At 62.7% G+C, this 19248-nt stretch carries 16 protein-coding genes and 1 pseudogene; 12 read left to right on the forward strand and 5 right to left on the reverse strand.

The features are described 5' to 3' along the window. Positions 1 to 5 precede the first annotated feature (5 nt). The 9 genes from uvrA to secG all read left to right on the forward strand — a co-directional run bounded on the left by uvrA (position 6) and on the right by secG (position 11037). Entirely contained in the window at positions 6 to 2876 is a 2871-nt protein-coding gene (uvrA, locus tag INT29_RS01295; protein ID WP_101570276.1) for an excinuclease ABC subunit UvrA, read from the forward strand. After that, positions 2869 to 4728 carry an excinuclease ABC subunit UvrC gene (uvrC, locus tag INT29_RS01300; RefSeq protein WP_193070496.1) on the forward strand — a complete coding sequence of 620 codons (1860 nt, stop codon included), beginning with the start codon at positions 2869 to 2871 and terminating at the stop codon, positions 4726 to 4728. Before uvrA ends, uvrC begins: the two co-directional genes overlap by 8 nt. Before the next feature lie 91 nt (positions 4729 to 4819). Beyond that, positions 4820 to 5716 carry an RNase adapter RapZ gene (gene rapZ, locus INT29_RS01305; RefSeq protein ID WP_193070497.1) on the forward strand — a complete coding sequence of 299 codons (897 nt, stop codon included), beginning with the start codon at positions 4820 to 4822 and terminating at the stop codon, positions 5714 to 5716. A gap of 1 nt (position 5717) precedes the next feature. Continuing rightward, the gene (locus tag INT29_RS01310; RefSeq protein WP_101570273.1) at positions 5718 to 6713 is read left to right on the forward strand and encodes a gluconeogenesis factor YvcK family protein; all 996 of its coding nucleotides are present in this window, start codon (positions 5718 to 5720) and stop codon (positions 6711 to 6713) included. A gap of 26 nt (positions 6714 to 6739) precedes the next feature. Continuing rightward, positions 6740 to 7723: a DNA-binding protein WhiA gene (whiA, locus tag INT29_RS01315; protein WP_009881375.1), complete on the forward strand. Its 984-nt coding sequence runs from the start codon at positions 6740 to 6742 to the stop codon at positions 7721 to 7723. A 9-nt stretch (positions 7724 to 7732) separates the two neighbouring features. Next, the gene (gap, locus tag INT29_RS01320) at positions 7733 to 8734 is read left to right on the forward strand and encodes a type I glyceraldehyde-3-phosphate dehydrogenase (RefSeq protein ID WP_193070498.1); all 1002 of its coding nucleotides are present in this window, start codon (positions 7733 to 7735) and stop codon (positions 8732 to 8734) included. Further along, positions 8731 to 9948 carry a phosphoglycerate kinase gene (locus INT29_RS01325; protein ID WP_193070499.1) on the forward strand — a complete coding sequence of 406 codons (1218 nt, stop codon included), beginning with the start codon at positions 8731 to 8733 and terminating at the stop codon, positions 9946 to 9948. Before gap ends, INT29_RS01325 begins: the two co-directional genes overlap by 4 nt. Positions 9949 to 9962: 14 nt before the next feature. Continuing rightward, the gene (gene tpiA / locus INT29_RS01330; protein WP_193070500.1) at positions 9963 to 10748 is read left to right on the forward strand and encodes a triose-phosphate isomerase; all 786 of its coding nucleotides are present in this window, start codon (positions 9963 to 9965) and stop codon (positions 10746 to 10748) included. Positions 10749 to 10791: 43 nt separating this feature from the next. Beyond that, positions 10792 to 11037 (forward strand): preprotein translocase subunit SecG, encoded by a 246-nt coding sequence (gene secG, locus INT29_RS01335; RefSeq protein WP_101570269.1) that lies wholly within the window; start codon positions 10792 to 10794, stop codon positions 11035 to 11037. 191 nt (positions 11038 to 11228) lie between these two features. Here the strand turns inward: secG and INT29_RS01340 are convergent, their stop codons facing one another. The 3 genes from INT29_RS01340 to tkt are packed head-to-tail and all read right to left on the reverse strand — an operon-like array spanning position 11229 to position 16029. Next, the gene (locus INT29_RS01340) at positions 11229 to 12851 is read right to left on the reverse strand and encodes a glucose-6-phosphate isomerase (RefSeq protein ID WP_193070501.1); all 1623 of its coding nucleotides are present in this window, start codon (positions 12849 to 12851) and stop codon (positions 11229 to 11231) included. After that, positions 12848 to 13951, reverse strand: a complete 1104-nt coding sequence (gene tal / locus INT29_RS01345; protein WP_101570267.1) for a transaldolase — start codon at positions 13949 to 13951, stop codon at positions 12848 to 12850. Before tal ends, INT29_RS01340 begins: the two co-directional genes overlap by 4 nt. Continuing rightward, entirely contained in the window at positions 13948 to 16029 is a 2082-nt protein-coding gene (tkt, locus tag INT29_RS01350; RefSeq protein ID WP_193070502.1) for a transketolase, read from the reverse strand. Before tkt ends, tal begins: the two co-directional genes overlap by 4 nt. A gap of 142 nt (positions 16030 to 16171) precedes the next feature. Here tkt and INT29_RS01355 point away from each other — a divergent pair, with 142 nt between their 5' ends. Genes INT29_RS01355 through INT29_RS01365 form a run of 3 tightly spaced genes read left to right on the forward strand, consistent with a single transcriptional unit; the run spans position 16172 to position 17518 of the window. Next, positions 16172 to 16348, forward strand: coding sequence for a hypothetical protein (locus INT29_RS01355; RefSeq protein ID WP_193070503.1), 177 nt, complete (start codon positions 16172 to 16174; stop codon positions 16346 to 16348). Beyond that, complete coding sequence (locus tag INT29_RS01360; protein ID WP_193070504.1) at positions 16309 to 16530, forward strand: hypothetical protein; 222 nt, start codon at positions 16309 to 16311, stop codon at positions 16528 to 16530. Before INT29_RS01355 ends, INT29_RS01360 begins: the two co-directional genes overlap by 40 nt. 10 nt (positions 16531 to 16540) lie before the next feature. Beyond that, the gene (locus tag INT29_RS01365) at positions 16541 to 17518 is read left to right on the forward strand and encodes a heme o synthase (protein WP_193070505.1); all 978 of its coding nucleotides are present in this window, start codon (positions 16541 to 16543) and stop codon (positions 17516 to 17518) included. Between the two features lie 455 nt (positions 17519 to 17973). Here the strand turns inward: INT29_RS01365 and INT29_RS20725 are convergent. Together INT29_RS20725 and INT29_RS01375 are read right to left on the reverse strand one after the other, a co-directional pair. Next, positions 17974 to 18383, reverse strand: a pseudogene (locus INT29_RS20725) (VOC family protein). Beyond that, a complete protein-coding gene (locus INT29_RS01375; protein WP_193070506.1) occupies positions 18346 to 19245 on the reverse strand; it encodes a COX15/CtaA family protein in 900 nt (299 codons plus the stop codon). Before INT29_RS01375 ends, INT29_RS20725 begins: the two are co-directional and overlap by 38 nt. Positions 19246 to 19248 lie beyond the last annotated feature (3 nt).

The raw sequence follows: 19248 nt of genomic DNA on the forward strand, positions 1-19248 counted from the left end.
AGGTGATGAAAACTAACAGTGGTGAGCAGTCGGCAGGCGTGTCACATCTCGACACTCTGTGGGTCAAGGGCGCGCGCGCCCATAACCTCAAGAACGTGGAGGTCGCCCTGCCCCGCGATTCCATGATCGTCTTCACCGGTCTGTCGGGGTCAGGGAAGTCATCTTTGGCGTTCGACACGATCTTCGCCGAGGGGCAGCGCCGCTACGTCGAGTCCCTGTCCGCCTATGCCCGAATGTTCCTGGGCCAGATGGACAAACCCGATGTCGATTTCATCGAGGGTCTGTCACCGGCGGTGTCGATCGATCAGAAATCGACGTCGCGTAACCCCCGATCCACGGTCGGCACCATCACCGAGGTGTACGACTTCCTGCGTCTGCTGTGGGCTCGGATCGGAGTACCGCATTGTCCTGTGTGCGGTGAGATCATCACGAAGCAGACCCCACAGCAGATCGTCGATCAGCTGCTCGAACTCGAGGAGAGGACGAAGTTCCTCGTCCTCGCACCGATCGTCCGCTCCCGTAAGGGCGAGTTCGTCGATCTCTTCACCGAGCTGCAGGCCAAGGGCTTCGCCCGCGCCATCGTTGATGGCGAGCAGATCAGCCTGAGCGAACCACCAACCCTGGAGAAGCAGTACAAGCACACGATCTCCGTCGTCGTCGACCGGCTGGTGTCGAAGTCCGGCCTGCGCCCCCGGCTGACCGACTCCGTCGAGACGGCCCTCGGCCTCGCCGATGGACGCATCGACGTCGAGATGGTCGACGAGGGCGTGACCCGGACCTTCTCGGAGCACATGTCGTGCCCGAACGAGCACCCATTGGCCATCGACGAGATCGAACCCCGCACATTCTCGTTCAACTCACCCTTCGGCGCGTGCTCCACCTGCGACGGCATCGGCACTCGTCTCCAGGTCGACGAGACTCTCGTCGTCCCCGATGAGGACCTCAGCCTCGGAGAGGGAGCCATCGCCCCGTGGGCCGGCGGAAAGCAGGTGACGAAGTACTTCAACCGTCTCCTCAAGGGCCTCGGGGACGAACTCGGTTTCGACATGAAGACCGCGTGGAAGGATCTGCGCAAGTCAGACAAGACAGCGATCCTGACCGGCAAGGATTACAAGGTCCACGTCAAATACAAGAACCGGTTCGGGCGCGAACGCACCTACTCAACCGGTTTCGAAGGCGTCTACCAGTACATTCAGCGCAAGCACGAGGAGACCGAGTCCGAGTGGTCGCGGGAACGCTACGAGTCCTATATGCGCGAAATCCCCTGCGCGAGCTGCAACGGTGCCCGGCTCAAGCCGGAGATCCTCGCCGTCAAGGTCGGCGGCAAGTCGATCGCCGAGGTGTCCGAGCTCGCTCTCGACGAATCCGCGGAATTCCTGTCGCAGTTGGAACTGGATCCCCGCGACGCAGCCGTGGCAGCGCAGGTGATGAAGGAGATCAACGCACGTCTGGGCTTCCTCCTCGACGTCGGGCTCGACTACCTCAGTCTCGACCGTCCCGCTGGCTCCCTGTCCGGCGGTGAGGCTCAGCGCATTCGCCTGGCCACGCAGATCGGTTCGGGCCTCGTCGGGGTCCTCTACGTCCTCGACGAACCCTCGATCGGCCTCCACCAGCGTGACAACAGGCGCCTCATCGAGACCCTGAACAAGCTCAAAGAACTCGGCAACACACTCATCGTCGTCGAACACGATGAGGACACCATCGCATCGGCCGACTGGATCGTCGACATCGGCCCCGGCGCGGGCGAACACGGGGGAGAGGTCATCTACTCCGGCCCGGTCCCCGGGCTCAAAGACGCGGACCGGTCCATCACCGGTGACTATCTGGCCGGGCGCCGAGCAATCCAGGTCCCCACGACCCGTCGGCCAGTGGACAAAGAACGAGTCGTCACAGTGGAGAAGGCCGTGGAGAACAACCTCCGCGACGTCTCAGTCTCCTTCCCGCTGGGTGTGCTCACCGCCGTCACCGGCGTCTCCGGATCAGGCAAATCGACCTTGGTCAACGAGATCCTCTACACTCAGATGGCCAACGTCCTCAACGGCGCCTCACGGGTACCCGGTCGACACAAGCGAGTCACCGGTCTGGACAACCTCGACAAGGTCGTCCATGTCGACCAATCGCCGATTGGTCGCACCCCGCGGTCGAACCCGGCGACCTACACCGGTGTCTTCGACCGCATCCGTCGCCTGTTTGCAGAGACCGAATCGGCGAAGGTCCGCGGTTACCAGCCGGGACGCTTCTCCTTCAACGTCAAGGGCGGACGCTGCGAGAACTGCAGCGGCGACGGCACGATCAAGATCGAGATGAACTTCCTGCCCGACGTCTACGTCACCTGCGAGGTCTGCGGGGGAGCCCGCTACAACCGCGAGACGCTGGAAGTGACCTTCAAGGGCAAATCCATCGCCGAGGTGCTCGAGATGCCGATCGAACAGGGCGCGGAATTCTTCGCCGCGATCCCCGCCATCGCACGGCACCTCAACACCCTCGTCGAGGTGGGCCTGGGCTATGTTCGCCTGGGACAGCCCGCGACCACACTCTCCGGTGGTGAAGCTCAACGCGTCAAGCTCGCGGCTGAACTCCAGAAGCGTTCCCGCGGCCGCACCGCCTACGTGCTCGACGAACCGACCACCGGACTGCACTTCGAAGACATCTCGAAGTTGCTGCATGTGCTGCAGGGACTCGTAGAAAAGGGCAATACGGTCATCGTCATCGAACACAACCTCGACGTCATCGGAAACGCCGACCACGTCATCGATCTGGGACCCGAAGGCGGACGCGGCGGTGGCAAGATCATCGCCCAGGGCACACCAGAAGAGGTAGCGGTCAACAAGAAGAGCCACACCGGACGGTTCCTCAAAGCGATGCTCGATGGCTGATCCAGCGTCCTATCGCCCGGCCACGGGCAGTATTCCGACTTCGGCCGGGGTCTACAAATTCCGTGACCCCGACCGGCGGGTGATCTATGTCGGGAAGGCGAAGAACCTCCGCAATCGACTGAACTCGTACTTCTCGAACCCTGCGCAGCTGCATCCGCGCACCTCGACGATGGTCCACACCGCCTCCTCGGTGGAATGGACAGTCGTCGACACCGAGGTCGAGGCGCTGCAGCTGGAGTGGACGTGGATCAACGAATTCAACCCGCGGTTCAACGTCATGTTCCGCGACGACAAGTCCTACCCCTACCTCGCGATCACGATGAATGAGAAGGTGCCGCGGGCCTTCATCACCCGTGGCAAACGTCGCAAGGGCGTGAAGTACTTCGGCCCCTTCGCTCAGGTGTGGGCGATCAAGGACACACTCGACCTGCTGCTGCGGGCCTTCCCGATGCGTACCTGCACCGCAGGAGTGTACCGACGAGCCGAACGCAGCGGTCGTCCCTGCCTGCTGGGCTACATCGACAAGTGCGCCGCCCCCTGTGTGGGACAGATCAGTGTGGAGGGCCACAAGGACCTTGCCCGCAGCATCTCCGACTTCATGTCGGGCAACACCGGCCGCTTCATCAGCTACCGGCAGAAGGAGATGGCCTCGGCGGCGAAGGAACTCGACTACGAACGGGCGGCGCGCCTGCGCGATGAGATCGCTGCCCTACAGAAGGTGCTCGACAAATCGGCGGTCGTCCTCTCCGTCAACGCCGACTGTGATGTGTTCGCACTCGTCACTGAGGAACTCGAAGCCTCGGTGCAGGTCTTCCACGTCCGGCAGGGACGCATTCGGGGACAGCGAGGCTGGATCATCGAACGCTCCGACGATCACAGCCCAGCCGAACTCACCACCGATTATCTGCGGCAGGCATACACAGGTCTCGACGCGGATGCCATTCCCCGCGAGATCCTCGTCGACACGGTCCCCGCCGATCTTGCCTCACTCGAGATGTGGCTGAGTGAACAGCGCGGATCCCGAGTCACAGTTCGGGTTCCGGAACGAGGAGAGAAGAAGGCAGCTCTCGAAACCGTCGCGAAGAACGCGAAGGAAGCGCTGCTTCAGCACAAACTCAAACGGTCCTCCGATCTGACCACCCGCAGCACGGCGCTCAAAGAGATCCAGGAATACCTGTCGCTGCCTGAGGCGCCGCTGCGAATCGAATGCATCGACATCTCCCACACCCAGGGATCCAATGTCGTGGCTTCACTCGTCGTGTTCGAAGACGGGCTCGTGAAGAAGCGCGACTATCGTCATTTCGCCATCCACGGTGAAGCCGCAACCGATGACACGGCATCGATGTACGACGTCGTCTCACGTCGATTCAGTCGGTACCTCGAGCAGATGAGCTCCGATGATCCCGATGAGCGGTTCGGCTACCGCCCCAGCCTCCTCGTCGTCGACGGCGCTGGTCCCCAGGTGGCGGCGGCGACCAGGGCACTGCATGATCTGGGCATCGTCGACATCTCGGTGGTGGGATTGGCCAAGCGTCTCGAAGAGGTGTGGATCCCAGACGATCCGTTCCCTGTCATCCTGCCCCGGAACTCCGAGGGACTGTTCCTCATGCAGCGCCTGCGCGATGAGGCTCACCGCTTCGCCATCAGCTACCACCGTTCGAAACGGGCCAAGGCGATGACCAGCTCCGTCCTCGATGACATCTCCGGTCTGGGCGAGTCCAAACGGACCGCGCTGCTGCGCCATTTCGGCTCGGTGAAGAAGGTTCGCGCGGCGAGCATCGAAGAACTGTGTGAGGTCCAGGGCATCGGCCAAGCTCTCGCAGAGAAGGTCGCCGCCGCACTCGCAGACTGACGTCGCAGCCGGCGCTGAGGCCACTGGCGGACAACTGCTCTAGAGTAGTCTTCGACAGCTGTCTTCAACCGTGCAGCCCCAAGGAGGACGTGTGAGTACGCAGGCCGAATCGAACGGCGCCGACCATCCCATCGAGGTTGTCCTCGTGACAGGAATGTCCGGAGCAGGTCGGACCACCGTGGCCAATGTGCTCGAGGACATGGACTGGTACGTCGTCGACAATCTGCCTCCGCAGATGATGCGTCCCCTCGTGGAACTCGTGGCCCGCGCCGACGGTGCACTGCCGAAGATCGCCATCGTCACCGACTCTAAGGGGCGAGCGAAATACGAAGAACTCGAAGACACGATCAGTGACTTCGTCGATCAGGGGCTCTCCCTGCGCATCCTCTACCTCGAAGCCGCAGACGAGGTCCTCGTCAGACGCTTCGAATCCACCCGCCGTCCCCACCCGCTGCAAGGCGACGGGACGCTGCTGGATGGAATCGAAGGCGAACGCTCGGCTCTCGATTCGCTCAAACGCCGTGCCGACATCATCATCGACACCTCGGACCTCAACGTCCATCAGCTCTCCACCCAGGTGCGCAAACGCTTCAGCACCGGAGACACCCCGCTGCTGCGTCTGACCGTGATGAGTTTCGGCTTCAAATACGGTCTGCCGAAGGACGCTGACCACATCGCCGACGTCCGCTTCCTGCCCAACCCGTACTGGATTCCGCATCTGCGTGGACATAACGGGCTCGACTCAGATGTCGCTGACTTCGTGTTGAACCAGAATGGGGCCGAAGAGTTCATCGAGCGTTACACCGCGACCTTGGAGACGGTCTCGCAGGGCTACCTTCACGAAGGTCGCGGCTATGCCATGATCGGTATCGGCTGCACCGGCGGAAAGCACCGTTCGGTGGCGATCAGTGAACGCGTGGCCAAGAGCCTCGCCGCGCTGACCGGTATTCCGGTCACCGTGCGTCACCGTGATCTGGGGAGAGAGTGAGATGGAGACCGAAGATCTCCCGCAGATCATCCCCGCGGTCAAGGACAAGGGTCCCAAGATCGTCTCCTTCGGGGGAGGCCACGGCCTCTACTCCGCTCTGCGTGCCTTCCGCCTGCTGACCGAGTCCCTCACTGCCGTCGTTACGGTAGCCGATGACGGAGGTTCCTCCGGTCGGCTGCGCGACGAACTCGGCGGACTCCCGCCCGGGGACCTGAGGATGGCCCTGGCGGCCCTCTGCGACGACGGGAACTGGGGCAAGACCTGGCGCGACGTGATCCAGCACCGGTTCGACTCCGACGGCGAGCTCAGCGGACATTCCGTGGGCAATCTGCTCATCTCCGCTCTGTGGCAGATCCACGGTGATCATGTCGCCGGGCTCGACTGGATGGCCAAGCTGCTGCGTGCCCACGGTCGCGTCCTGCCCATGTCTTCGATCCCGCTGACGATCGAGGCAGATGTGAAGTTCCCGGGCTCCTTCCAGGTCGTGCGCGGTCAGTCCGTGCTCGCCTCCACCCTCGGACATGTCGAGACCGTCCGGCTCGATCCGCCTGTCCCGCCGGCACGGCATGAAACGATCGACGCCGTCGCCGAGGCCGATGTGCTCAACCTCGGACCCGGATCCTGGTACACCTCGGTGATGCCGCACCTCCTCGTGCCCTCTCTCGCGGAAGCGATCGGACGATCTTCTGCGGTGAAGTCCCTCACGTTGAACCTCAGCTCCAGCGACGCCGAAACAAGAGATCTCAGTCTCAGTCAGCACCTCGTATCACTGCACAAGCACGCGCCCTCCCTCGAGCTGAACTATGTGCTCGTCGACGAGGCTTCAACACTGGCAGAGCCTGATCTGGAACGGTGTGCACATGAGATGTTCAATGCCAAGCTGTGGGCCCGTCCCCTGCAGTCACGACGGGCAGGACAGCATGACACCCTCAAGCTCGCCGCGTGTTACCGTGACATGTTGGTGGACGCTGGCATCGGCGTGGACGAGCAGTGGTAGCAAATTCAGTTGCAGGAGGACGAACAATGGCACTGACCGCTCAGGTCAAGGACGAGTTGGCACGGGTGAAGATCACCCGTACTTCTGCTCGCAAAGCCGAAGTGTCTGCGATTTTCCGCTTCTCTTCTGCACTTCACCTCGTCAATGGTTCGATCGTGCTCGAAGCCGAACTCGACACCGCCCAGGCCGCCAAACGTCTCCGCAGCGAGATCAAGGATCTCTACGGTCAATACGCTGACATCGTCGTCATCAACGCTGCCGGAATCCGCCGATCCAATCGCTACCTCCTCCGAGTCACCCGTGACGGCGGAGCCCTGGCTCGCCAGACCGGTCTCGTCGACAATCGTGGACGGCCCGTGCGCGGACTGCCTTCTGCCATCGTCAACGGTTCTGTCGCCGATGCCGAAGCTGCCTGGCGAGGAGCGTTCCTCGCCCACGGATCGCTGACCGAGCCAGGTCGTTCCTCTGCGCTCGAAGTTACGTGCCCGGGACCAGAAGCGGCACTGGCCCTGGTCGGTGCTGCCAGGCGACTGGGACTGAGCGCGAAGGCACGCGAAGTTCGCGGCGTCGACCGCGTCGTCATCCGCGACGGTGACGACATTGCGGCCCTGCTCACCCGCATGGGATCTCACAGTGCTGTCCTCGTGTGGGAGGAGCGTCGAATGCGGCGGGAGGTGCGTGCCACGGCGAACCGTCTGGCCAACTTCGACGATGCGAACCTGCGCCGCTCCGCCAGAGCCGCAGTGGCCGCCGGTGCCCGAGTGGAACGCGCCCTGGAGATCCTCGGCGACGAGGTTCCCGAACACCTGCGCTACGCCGGACAGCTGCGCGTGACACACAAACAGGCATCGCTGGAGGAATTGGGCCAACTGGCCGATCCGCCGATGACCAAAGACGCCGTCGCCGGTCGCATCCGTCGTCTCCTGTCCACGGCCGACAAACATGCCGAAGATCTGGGAATTCCGGGCACGGAGGCCAGTCTCACCCCGGAAATGCTCGAAGATCGCTAAGATCGAGGCATGAGACGAATCGCCATCAACGGCTTCGGCCGTATCGGTCGTGCCCTGTATCGCCTATCCCTCGAACCCTCATCCGACTTCGAGGTCGTCGCCATCAACGATCTCACCGACACACAGACACTGGCCCATCTGCTGGCCTATGACTCGGTGTGGCCGCGCTTCGAGCACACTGTCGAAGCCGGTGACGATTCGCTGACCGTGGACGGGAATACCATCTCGGTGCTCAGCCAGGCCGATCCGAACGAAATCGACTGGTCCGCACACGAGGCTGAACTCGTCGTCGAATCCACCGGCCGCTTCACCCGACGTGACCAAGCCGAGGCCCACCTCGGCGGGACCGTGAAGACAGTGGTGTTGTCGGCTCCGGGCAAGGATGTCGATGGAACGTTCGTCATGGGCGTCAACGAAGCCGACTTCGACCCCTCCCAGCACACCGTCGTCTCAAACGCCTCCTGCACAACCAACTGCATGGCCACCATCGTCAAAGCCGTCGATGACGCCATCGGAGTCGAATCGGGACTGCTCAACACCGTCCACGCCTACACCGGCGATCAGATGCTCGTCGACGGTCCGCACCGCGATCTGCGTAGGGCCCGTGCCGCGGCCGTCAACATCGTCCCGACCACCACAGGCGCCGCCCGCACCGTCGGCAGAGTGATGCCCCACCTGGCAGGCAAACTCGACGGACTCGCGATCCGCGTTCCCGTCCCTGCCGGGTCGATCATCGACTTCACCTTCACCCCGAAACAGGGGGCCACCACCGAAGAGGTCAACGAGACCCTGGCGAAGGCCGCGGAATCCTCGCCGTACCTCGAATACAGCACAGCACCACTGGTGTCGACCGACATCGTCGGCACCACCGCCTCGGCGATCGTGGACTCTCAGCTCACGATGACACTTGGCAATCAGATCAAGATTGTGGCCTGGTACGACAACGAATGGGGCTACACCAACCGCCTCAAAGACATGGTCAGCTACATCCTCGGTGAAAGGAACAAATGAGGACTTACGACGACCCGCAGATCTTCTCCCACCGCACGGTACTCGTCCGCAGTGACCTGAACGTGCCGATGGATGAGGGCACGATCACCGACCGCGGTCGCATCTTGGCCTCGGCCGGCACGATCAAGGCTCTCGCCGAGGCTGGGGCGCGGGTGATCGTGATGTCCCACCTGGGACGGCCCAAGGGTTCACCCGATCCGCAGTATTCGCTGCATCCGCTGGCTCCTGAACTCGCCGAGGCGATCGGCCGTGATGTCGCATTCGCCGCCGACACCGTCGGTGAGGAAGCGAAGACCAAAGCGGCAGCATTGGCCGACGGTGAGGTTCTCCTGTTGGAAAATCTGCGCTTCAACCCGGGGGAGACCTCGAAGGATGACAGCGAGCGGGCAGCCTTCGCCGCGCAGCTGGCCGAGCTGGCAGACGATTTCGTCTCCGACGGCTTCGGAGTCGTCCACCGCAAACAGGCCTCCGTCTTCGACATCGCCAGCCTGCTGCCGCACTACGCAGGATCACTCGTGCGAGCAGAAGTCGAAGTCAGCGATCGCCTGCTCAACGATCCGCAGACACCTTTCTCCGTCGTCCTGGGGGGCTCGAAGGTCTCCGACAAGCTCGGAGTCATCGACAACCTCATCGACCGTGCAGACAATCTGCTCATCGGCGGCGGGATGGTCTTCACCTTCCTCGCCGCACTGGGCCACGACATCGGATCCAGCCTCGTGGAGAAGGACCGAGTCGAGGACGTCAAGGGCTACCTCAAACGTGCCGAGGCTGGGGGAGCGAACATCATCCTGCCCACGGACATCGTGATGGCAGCCTCCTTCGCTGCCGACGCGGAGAACTGGGTGCGCCCAGTTGCAGAACTCGAGTCGACCCCCGCCGGCGCGCAGGGTCTGGGACTCGACATCGGACCCGACTCGGCCGCAGCCTATGCTGATGTGATCTCCGAATCGACCACCGTGTTCTGGAACGGCCCCATGGGCGTCTTCGAATTCCCCGCGTTCGCGGCAGGAACCAAGGCCGTGGCAGCGGCACTGACCGATGAACCCGGCGCCGATTCGTCACGACTGACCGTCGTCGGCGGAGGAGATTCGGCCGCAGCCGTGCGCACGCTCGGCTTCGCCGACGACGAGTTCGGCCACATCTCCACAGGTGGCGGTGCCAGCCTCGAATACCTCGAAGGCAAGACGCTGCCCGGACTCGAAGCACTCGCGTGAGAAAGAAGGCGACAATGAGCGACCGCACCCTGCTTCTGGCCGGCAACTGGAAGATGAACCACGATCACCTCGAAGCGATCTCGAGCGTCCAGAAACTCGCCTGGGCACTCGAGGACGCCAAACTCGACGAAACCAAATGCGATGTCGTCGTCATCCCGCCCTTCACCGATATCCGGTCCGTGCAGACCCTCATTCAGGGCGACAAACTGTGGTTGACCTACGGTGCGCAGGATGTTTCACAGTACGAACCCGGAGCCCACACCGGAGAGATCGCAGCATCGTTCCTGTCCCGTCTCGGCTGCACCTATGTCGTCGTCGGTCACAGCGAACGGCGAGCGAACAACCACGAGACCAACGACGTCGTCGCAGCCAAGGTCAAGGCTGCTCTCGCGCAGGACATCACACCGATCCTGTGTATCGGTGAGTCGCTGGAGCAGCGACAGGAGAAGATCCACGTGGACTTCACACTGACTCAGCTGGAGGAGTCGCTGGCCGGCCTGGACGCCGCCGCACTCGAGGGACTCGTCATCGCATATGAACCTGTCTGGGCCATCGGCACGGGAGAGACGGCAACCGCCGAGGATGCAGCTGAGATGGCTGCGGCCATCCGCGCCCACTTGGTCGAGAAGTACGGCTCCGCATTGGCGTCGAGCACCCGGATCCTCTACGGCGGTTCGGTCAAGACCGACAATGTCGCGCAAATTCTGGCCTCCGATGACGTTGACGGCGCACTCGTCGGGGGAGCCAGCCTCAACGGGCCCGACTTCGCCGCTTTGTGCAAGGCCGCAGTGGCGAAGTAGACTGACCAACACATCCTCTGACGAAATATAGGTAGTTCTCGACGTGGAAATCCTCAACATCATTCTCATTGCGCTGCTCGTGCTCACGAGCATCTTTCTGATCCTCCTCATCCTCATGCACAAGGGCAAGGGTGGAGGCATGTCAGACATGTTCGGCGGCGGCATGTCCTCATCGCTGGGATCCTCTGGCGTGGCCGAGCGCAACCTGAACCGGTTCACGACGCTGATGGCGATCATCTGGGGTGCATGCATCATCCTGCTGGGGCTCATCACCCGCTTCAACGCCTGACATTGCCGTCGGCTCTCCCTGACACTGCAGCCGACTCTCGTGGGCACAGGCAGTGTATCTGCATGGCCCCTGGCCGGTGCAGTCTCTGGTACAGACCCTGAACGTTACGACATGTGCGCTTTCCACGTTCGATGAAGAAGGACCCTGACCGATCGGTCAGGGTCCTTCTTCATGCTCAGAGCCGGGAAGTGTCAGTCGACTCCATAATGATGCCTGAGCTCCACCTCTGCAATCGCACGGCGCAGCTGCTCAAGGCCCTGCGCACGGTCGAGCAGGTGAACCCTGAGGAGAGGGCGGCCCTTCTCACCCAGTGCAGCGGCATCGCCGAGGGCCTGCGCACGCTGCAGCTCGGTGAAGCCGTAGCGACGCCCAGGTACCAGCAAGTCCGTCCGAGGTTCGGCTGTGATCTGCAGGAACACCCCATTAGGGTGCCCACCCTTGTGGTACTGGCCGGTCGAGTGCAGATACCGGGGTCCGAAACCGAAGGTGGTCTGCACACCGGAATGCTGTGAGACCAAGGCACGGAGGTTTTCAGCTTCGGCATCCGCGATGCGGTCGAGGAACGCCTGCACACCGACGTAGCCGTACTCGTCGACCTGCGCGAAAAGTTCTGCGATGGCGTCGACGAGATCGGTGGCCTGTTCGAACTCACCGTAGACTTCGATCTGCTCCTCACGGATCGCCGGCTCTGCCGGTGCCGTGGACGAGCCGTGTGATAGTGCCTGCCGGGCGTGTTCCTTCGCCGACTCCACATCCGGTTGGTCGAAGGGATCGACTCCGATGCTGTAGCCGGCGATCGCAGTGGCGAACTCCCACAACACGAACAGTTCGCCCAGGTCACCGTCGAGTTCGGAGTCGAATCCGGATGGAGCCTCGACCTCGGTGATGGGACCCAAGGTGCACAGCATCGCATCGGCGCGGGCATCGGAGAAGCCGATGTCAGCGCAACCGTTGACGACGACCGGCAGGATACCCTGACCGTCCTTGCCCAAAGACTCCGCCACGAGCTGTTCGACCCATTTGCTCAGACCCGACAGAGCCGGGGTGGTCTCGGCGAGGACGAGCTTCTCCGTGGCCCTGGCATGACCTATGCCCAGCCACGTGCCGAACTGCAGCGCGGGATTATCAGGAGTATCGGCTCCCAATCCTTCCACGGTCTCGGCCGCCGACGCCGCAATCGCACGGACGTCGACACCGGCAAGTCCGGCAGGGACGAGACCGAAGGCCGACAGGGCACTGTAGCGTCCCCCGACCGTGGCATCGGCATGGAAGGTGGCCAGGAACCCCTGCTCAGTGGCCAAAGTGTCGAGCTCGGTGCCGGGATCGGTGATGGCGATCAGGCGAGACGCAGGATCGATGCCCACCGATTCGAAGGCTGCCGAGAACGCACGCCGAATCGCATCGGTCTCGATCGTCGTGCCGGACTTGGACGCGACGATGAGCACAGTGTGTGAGAGATCGGTCCCGATCGCCTCGGCGACCTGATTGGGGTCGGTGGAATCCACGACCTCAAGCCTGACTCCGGCAGCTTCGGCCATGACCTCTGGGGCCAGGGACGAACCGCCCATCCCCGTCAGACTGATCGAGCGCAGGCCCTGGGCCTCCAGCCGAGACCGCAGAGCCTCGATCTCAGCGACGAGCTGTTCAGCCCTCTGTGGCAGATCTACCCAACCCATGCGCGGCACAGGCTGCTCATCAGCGGTGAACAAGGACGCATCCTTGGCCGCCAGACGAGAGGGAACACACGCTTCGAGGAGACGGCCTAATTCGGCCTCATAGTCCTCAGAGACCGGAACACTGTACTGGAGTCTCATGCGCGGTCCAAAGCAGTGCGAATCGTCTCCTGGAGCTCTGCCCAGCTGACGTCGAATTTCTCGAGTCCTTGAGTCTCGAGCACGGTCATCACCTCCGCGTAGTCGATTCCCAGTCGTGCCAATCGGTCGAAGACCTCGTCAGCGGCCCGGTAGTTCTCCGGAGCGATCTTCGCAGTCACTTCACCGTGATCGGCGAAGGCCTGCATCGTGGGCTCAGGCATCGTGTTCACGGTGTTCTGGGCCACGAGTCCCGACACGTACATGGTGTCGGGGTAATCAGGGTTCTTGACTCCGGTCGACGCCCACAGCAGTCGCTGCGGAGTGGCGCCGGCGAGTTCGAGTACCCGGAAGCGCTCGGAGGTGAACAGCTGCGAGTGGATCTCATGAGCGAGGACGCAGTTCGCGATTCCCGCCTGCCCCTTGAGTTCTGCTGCAGCTTGGTCATCGATGCTGTCGAGGCGCGCATCGATCTCCGCATCCACACGAGAGACGAAGATCGAGGCCACCGATTTGATCTGGCTGAGGTCATGCCCAGCAGCACGTGCCTTCTCTAGGCCCTGGAGGAAGGCCTCCACAACATGTCGGTAGCGAGTCAGTGAGAACACCAGGGTGACGTTGACGCTGATGCCTGCCGCGATGGTCTCGGAAATTGCGCGCAATCCGGCTTCGGTCGCGGGGATCTTGATCATCGCATTAGGTTCGCCGACGCGTTCCCACAAGGCCTTCGCCGCTGCGACGGTGCCCTCGGCATCGTGTGCCAGTGGGGGAGCGACCTCGATCGACACACGCCCGTCCTCGCCGTTCGTGGCGTCGTAGACGGGCCGGAAGAGTCTGGCCGCTGCTGCCACGTCCGAGGTGGTCAGAGATTCAATCGCCTCATCGGCGGAGACCTTGTCCGTGCCGAGTTCGGCAACGGCGGAGTCGTAGCTGTCGGACCCGGCGATGGCATTGGCGAAGATCGTCGGATTCGTGGTTACTCCGGTGACATTCGAGTCCTCGATGAGCCGCGCCAAGTCGCCGGATTCCAGGCGGGTCCGTGACAGGTCGTCGAGCCAGATGGAGACTCCGTGTTCGCTCAGCTGTGCCAGATTGCTGCTCATGCGTCCGCCTTCGTCGCTGCGATCGACTCTTCGGCGGCGGTGACGACTGCCGCCGAGGTGATTCCGAACTTCTCGTACAGTGTGGCGTAATCGGCCGAAGCGCCGAAGTGCTCGATCGACACAGCACGGCCTGCATCGCCGAGGTATTTGTGCCAGCTCATGGCCGATGCGGCTTCGATGCTCACGCGGGCCTTGAGGCCGCGAGGGAGAACCGCCCGGCGGTAGTCCTCGGGCTGCGCGTCGAACCACTCCTGGCACGGCATCGAGATGACACGTACGGCGGTGCCCGCCGCCTGCAGCTCTTCGGCAGCGGTGATCGCGATGGCGACCTCAGAACCGCTGGCGAGGATGGCCACCTCGGGCTCTACGGCGGTGTCGAAGAGTACGTAGCCGCCACGAGCCGCCTCGGAGGCCGGAGCGTACTTCTCCCGGTCGAGGACGGGAACGGCCTGACGCGTGAGCACGAGTCCGCTGGGTCCATCGGTGCGATCGAGGATCTTGCGCCACACGACCGAGGTCTCGTTCGCGTCGGCAGGGCGGACCAGATCGAGACCGGGAATCGCACGCAGTGCGGAGAGGTGCTCGATCGGCTGGTGGGTGGGACCGTCTTCGCCGAGACCGATCGAATCGTGGGTCCACACGAACACGTTCGGCAGCTGCTGCAGAGCGGCCAAGCGGATGGCAGGGCGCTGGTAGTCGCTGAAGACGAGGAAGGTGCCGCTGTAGGGGCGAGTGCCGCCGTGCAGCGCGATGCCGTTGCCGATGAGTCCGGCAGAGAACTCACGGACGCCGAAGTGGATGTTGCGCCCGTACTCGTGGCCGGAGAATGCACCTGTCGAACGATGCTCAGGCAGGAAGCTCGCATCGCCCTTGATCAGTGTGTTGTTCGAACCGGCGAGGTCCGCGGATCCGCCCCACAGCTCGGGCATGGTGGCGGCAATGGCGTTGAGGACCTGTCCGGAGGCGGCCCGAGTCGCGATGCCCTTGTCGCTGGCTTCGAAGACAGGGAACTGGTCGTCGAGTCCTGCTGGAAGTTCGCGCTTGGACAGACGGTCGAAGAGTTCGGCGCTGGCCGGGTTCGCCTCGCGCCATGCCTTGTAGGACTCGTCCCATTCGATGTGGGCGCTGCGGCCGCGGTCCAGTGCCGAACGGGTGTGATTGAGCACCTCGGCGGGGACATCGAAGGTCGCCTCGGGATCGAAGCCGAGGATCTCCTTGGTGGCCTTGATCTCATCATCACCGAGTGCCGAACCGTGTGATCCGCCGGTGTTCTGCGCATTCGGGGCGGGCCAGGCGATGATCGTCGAGAGACGAATGAAGGAGGGACGTGAGTCCGCCTTCGCCGCTTCCATGGCTGTGTGGAAGGCATCGAGGTCTTCCTTGTACTCGGCGCCGGCTCTGAAGTCCACGTGCTGCACGTGCCAGCCATAGGCGGCGTAGCGTGCGGCGGTGTCCTCGCTGAACGCGATCGCCGTGTCATCCTCGATGGAGATCCGGTTGTCGTCCCAGATCACGATCAGGTTCGACAGTTCCTGGGTTCCGGCCAGGGATGAGGCTTCACCTGAAACGCCTTCCTCGAGGTCGCCATCGGAGGCCAGGACCACGACGGAATGGTCGAAGGGAGAGGTTCCCGGGGCGGCACCTGGGTCGAAGAGTCCGCGTTCACGGCGTGAGGCCATGGCCATCCCCACCGCCGAGGCGAGGCCGGATCCCAGCGGGCCTGTGGTGATCTCGACGCCTGCAGTGTGACCGACCTCCGGGTGGCCGGGCGTCAGGGAACCCCAGGTGCGCAGTGCCTTCAGATCGTCGAGCTCAAGTCCGAAGCCGGAGAGGTAGAGCTGGACGTACTGAGTCAGTGAGCTGTGTCCGCACGAGAGAACGAAGCGATCGCGGCCGGCCCAGCTTGGGTCGGCGGGATCATGCTTGAGCCCGTACTGGTAGAGGTAATGGGCAACAGGTGCCAGACTCATCGCGGTTCCGGGGTGACCATGTCCAGCCTTCTGCACAGCATCTGCGGCAAGGAGGCGGGCGGTGTCGACTGCGCGGTTGTCGAGTTCTGTCCAGGACAGGGAGTTCATGTCTTCGAGCGATCCTTCGTTCGTCTTAGAGGCGTGCACTCAAACTCTACCGCGCCGGGTCGCAAACGCGAGGGCTGAGATAGGGTGTCATCGCCCGCACCCGTTCCAGGCAGGTAGCACCGTGGCCGAAGACAAGAGCACAGTGACTAAATCGACAGCCTGCCTCGGTGCGTGGTCGGCACCGGTTGTGCCTGCAGCATTCATCGTCATCACGTTCGTCGTGGGATGGATCCTGGGCCGACCGCTGACTGGTGAGACTGACGCTTCGGCACTGGTCTCATGGCTCCTGTTCGTGGTGATTCTGGCCTCGCCGTGCTGAGCGACGAGTCGTCGACCGCAGCTCTGGGGCTGCTCTCCGTCATCGTCGTGCAACTGGCCATGTTGGCACCGCTGACCTTTGTGGTGGCCTTCATCATCTGGACCGTGCGACGCAGATCTGGCCCGAGAACAGACTCCGAAACACAGCATCCGCCGACTGGCAAAAAATTCGACAGAGGGTAGAATCGACGACGTGAGTGAACTTCGTCAGAACCAGGACACGCAGAGTGAACGTCCTCTGCAGAGGGCAATCGACGAGGAACGACTTTCAAAAAGTCCTCGCTCGATCATCAGTGCCTACATTGCGCTGACCAAACCTCGCGTGATCGAACTCCTGCTGGTGACCACCGCGCCGGTGATGTTCCTCGCCGCGCAGGGAATGCCGAATATCTGGCTGGTCATCAACACTCTGATCGGCGGCGCAGCGGCCGCAGCCTCTGCTTCGGTCTTCAACTGCTATGTCGATCGTGACATCGACGCCAAGATGGAGCGCACCAAGTACCGCCCGCTGGTGACCGGTGAGATCACACCACGAGCCGCACTCATCTTCGCCTTCGCCCTGGGCCTGGGGTCGATCTTCTGGCTGGGCGGCTTCACGAACTGGGTGACCGCCGGTCTCACCGCCTGCGCCATCCTGCTCTACGCGGTCTTCTACACCCTGATCCTCAAGCGCCGCACGACGCAGAACATCGTCTGGGGCGGCGCAGCAGGCTGCATGCCTGTGCTCATCGGCTGGTCCGCCGTCACCGGCGGGCTGTCCTGGGAAGCTCTCCTGCTCTTCCTCGTCGTCTTCTTCTGGACACCTCCGCACTACTGGCCGCTGGCAATCAAATACAAGGCTGACTACGACGCCGCAGAGGTTCCGATGCTGCCCTCAAAGGTGCCGCCGACGAATGTCGGGCGTCAGATGATCGCCTACACCTGGGCGATGGTCGCGTGCTCGTTGGCGCTCATTCCACTTGCCCCGATGGGCCCCGTCTACACAGCAGTCGCGGTCCTCGCCGGTGCCTGGTTCCTGTTCTCCTGCTACGCTCTCGTCTCCCGGGCGAAGAAGGGCAAGAGCGGAACGCAGCTGCGGGCGATGAAGGTCTTCCACGGCTCGATCACCTACTTGTCGCTGCTCTTCCTCGCAGTCGCGATCGACCCGTTCGTCCTCCCCGGCTTCTGGTAGACCTCAAACGCCCTCTGACGGGCTCTCTCCGACAGACTCCGGCATCCATGAATTTGCTCATTGTCACTGTGCGCCGAGAATGGTTGGCACAATCAGCAAACTGATCCCGCTTTCTGCCTCGACATATCGAGTTGACGCTGGCCGAACCAGGGTGTGTTTGCTTTGCCGTGGAGCAGAGTGACAATCCGTTGGTGTGGGAGGTCTCCGAATGTTTCAAGGACGTTCGTTCCTTCGAATTCCATCAAGAGCGTCAAAGCGAGCGAATGGGGTCGTGCGACGGCCATTATCAAGCGCAGCTACAAAGTGTCGGGTAGGTAGCGCACGATCGTAGACCGACCTGTCCGTACTGGGACGTGAGCGCCGGACGCAAGGAGCGGGCAAGTGTGTAGGGGTCGGGCCGCTCAGCCGGCGTTGACGAGCTCTTCGATGACGGTGTTCTTCATCCCCATCAGCGCCTACAGCTGAGCATCTCCGTTCATCAGCTCGCCGAGGTTGGCCGGAATGATCTGCCAACTGATCCCATACTTGTCCTTGAGCCAGCCGCACTGCTCGCTGGAGTGAATAGCCGATAGCGACGACCATAATGGTCGATCTCGGCCTGGTCACCGCGTTCGACGGTCAGTGTGATCGCTTCATTGAAGGTGAAAGCAGGGCCACCGTCGAGGCAGATGAATCGATTGCCGTCGAGTTCGAAGATCCCTTTGATGACCTTGCCGCTCATTCCCGCGTAATGCGGGTCGAGGGACTCATCCGGGTAACGGTCGATGGAGACGATGTGCGAGTTGGGGAAGACGGAGCAGGAGAACTCCATCGCCTCCAAGGCGTGGTCAGTGAACCACGGGCGCGGCCTGATCGGTGTTGGCATGAGTGCCCCTCGGGTATGCGCTGTCGAGGACGACAACGCTTGCCGCGATCGTGGCCGAGAGGCCGATCATATGGAATGCCACGAGCACTATCGGCACCCCGGTGAAGTACTGGACGTAGCCGATGATCCCCTGAGCGACCTCGACGATGAGAAGCACAACCAGGGGCTTGACCATGACGGTATGCCGTTTCACCGCGAAGACGAGTGTGGTGATGGTCGCGATGACGAGCAACCAGACTGGGAATCCGTGGGCGCGGGTGATCCAGATGTTGTCCAGACCGTTTCGCGTCGACATCGTCGAGCCCGAGTGTGGTCCCGCACCTGTGGTGAGGACACCGAAGACGACGATGATCGCTGTCAGGGCAAGGATGATCCAGCCCAGGGCAGGCAACGGGGACGGTGCCTTTTGGCCGGTGCGCACACCAGTGTCGTAGGTGCGGCGAACGAAGTAGGCGGCGACGCCGACGGCGATGGCCGAGGGGACGAAGTGACCGGCAACGATCCACGGATTGAGCTTCGTCCAGACCGTGATCCCGCCGAGGACTGCCTGAAACGGCACGATGGCGAGGAGACCGAGATTGAGCCAGAACAGGTCAGGGCGCTGTTTGCGGCTCTTCCACAGCATGAGCAAGATGATGACGCCGAGAATGGCCAGGAGCACCGCGAGGGTGCGGTTGCCGAATTCGATGAGGCCGTGGATCCCCATCTCAGGCGTCGTCACGAGGGAGTCGTCCGTGCATTTCGGCCAATTCGTGCAGCCGAGCCCCGAACCGGTGAGGCGGACGATGCCGCCGCTCAGGATGATTCCGGCCTGCGCAATGAGCATGGCCCAGGCGGCGACGCGGATCCTCTTTGTGACCATTTC

This window comes from Brevibacterium sp. FME37, from assembly GCF_014897485.1.
In the GTDB taxonomy this organism is placed as follows: domain Bacteria; phylum Actinomycetota; class Actinomycetes; order Actinomycetales; family Brevibacteriaceae; genus Brevibacterium.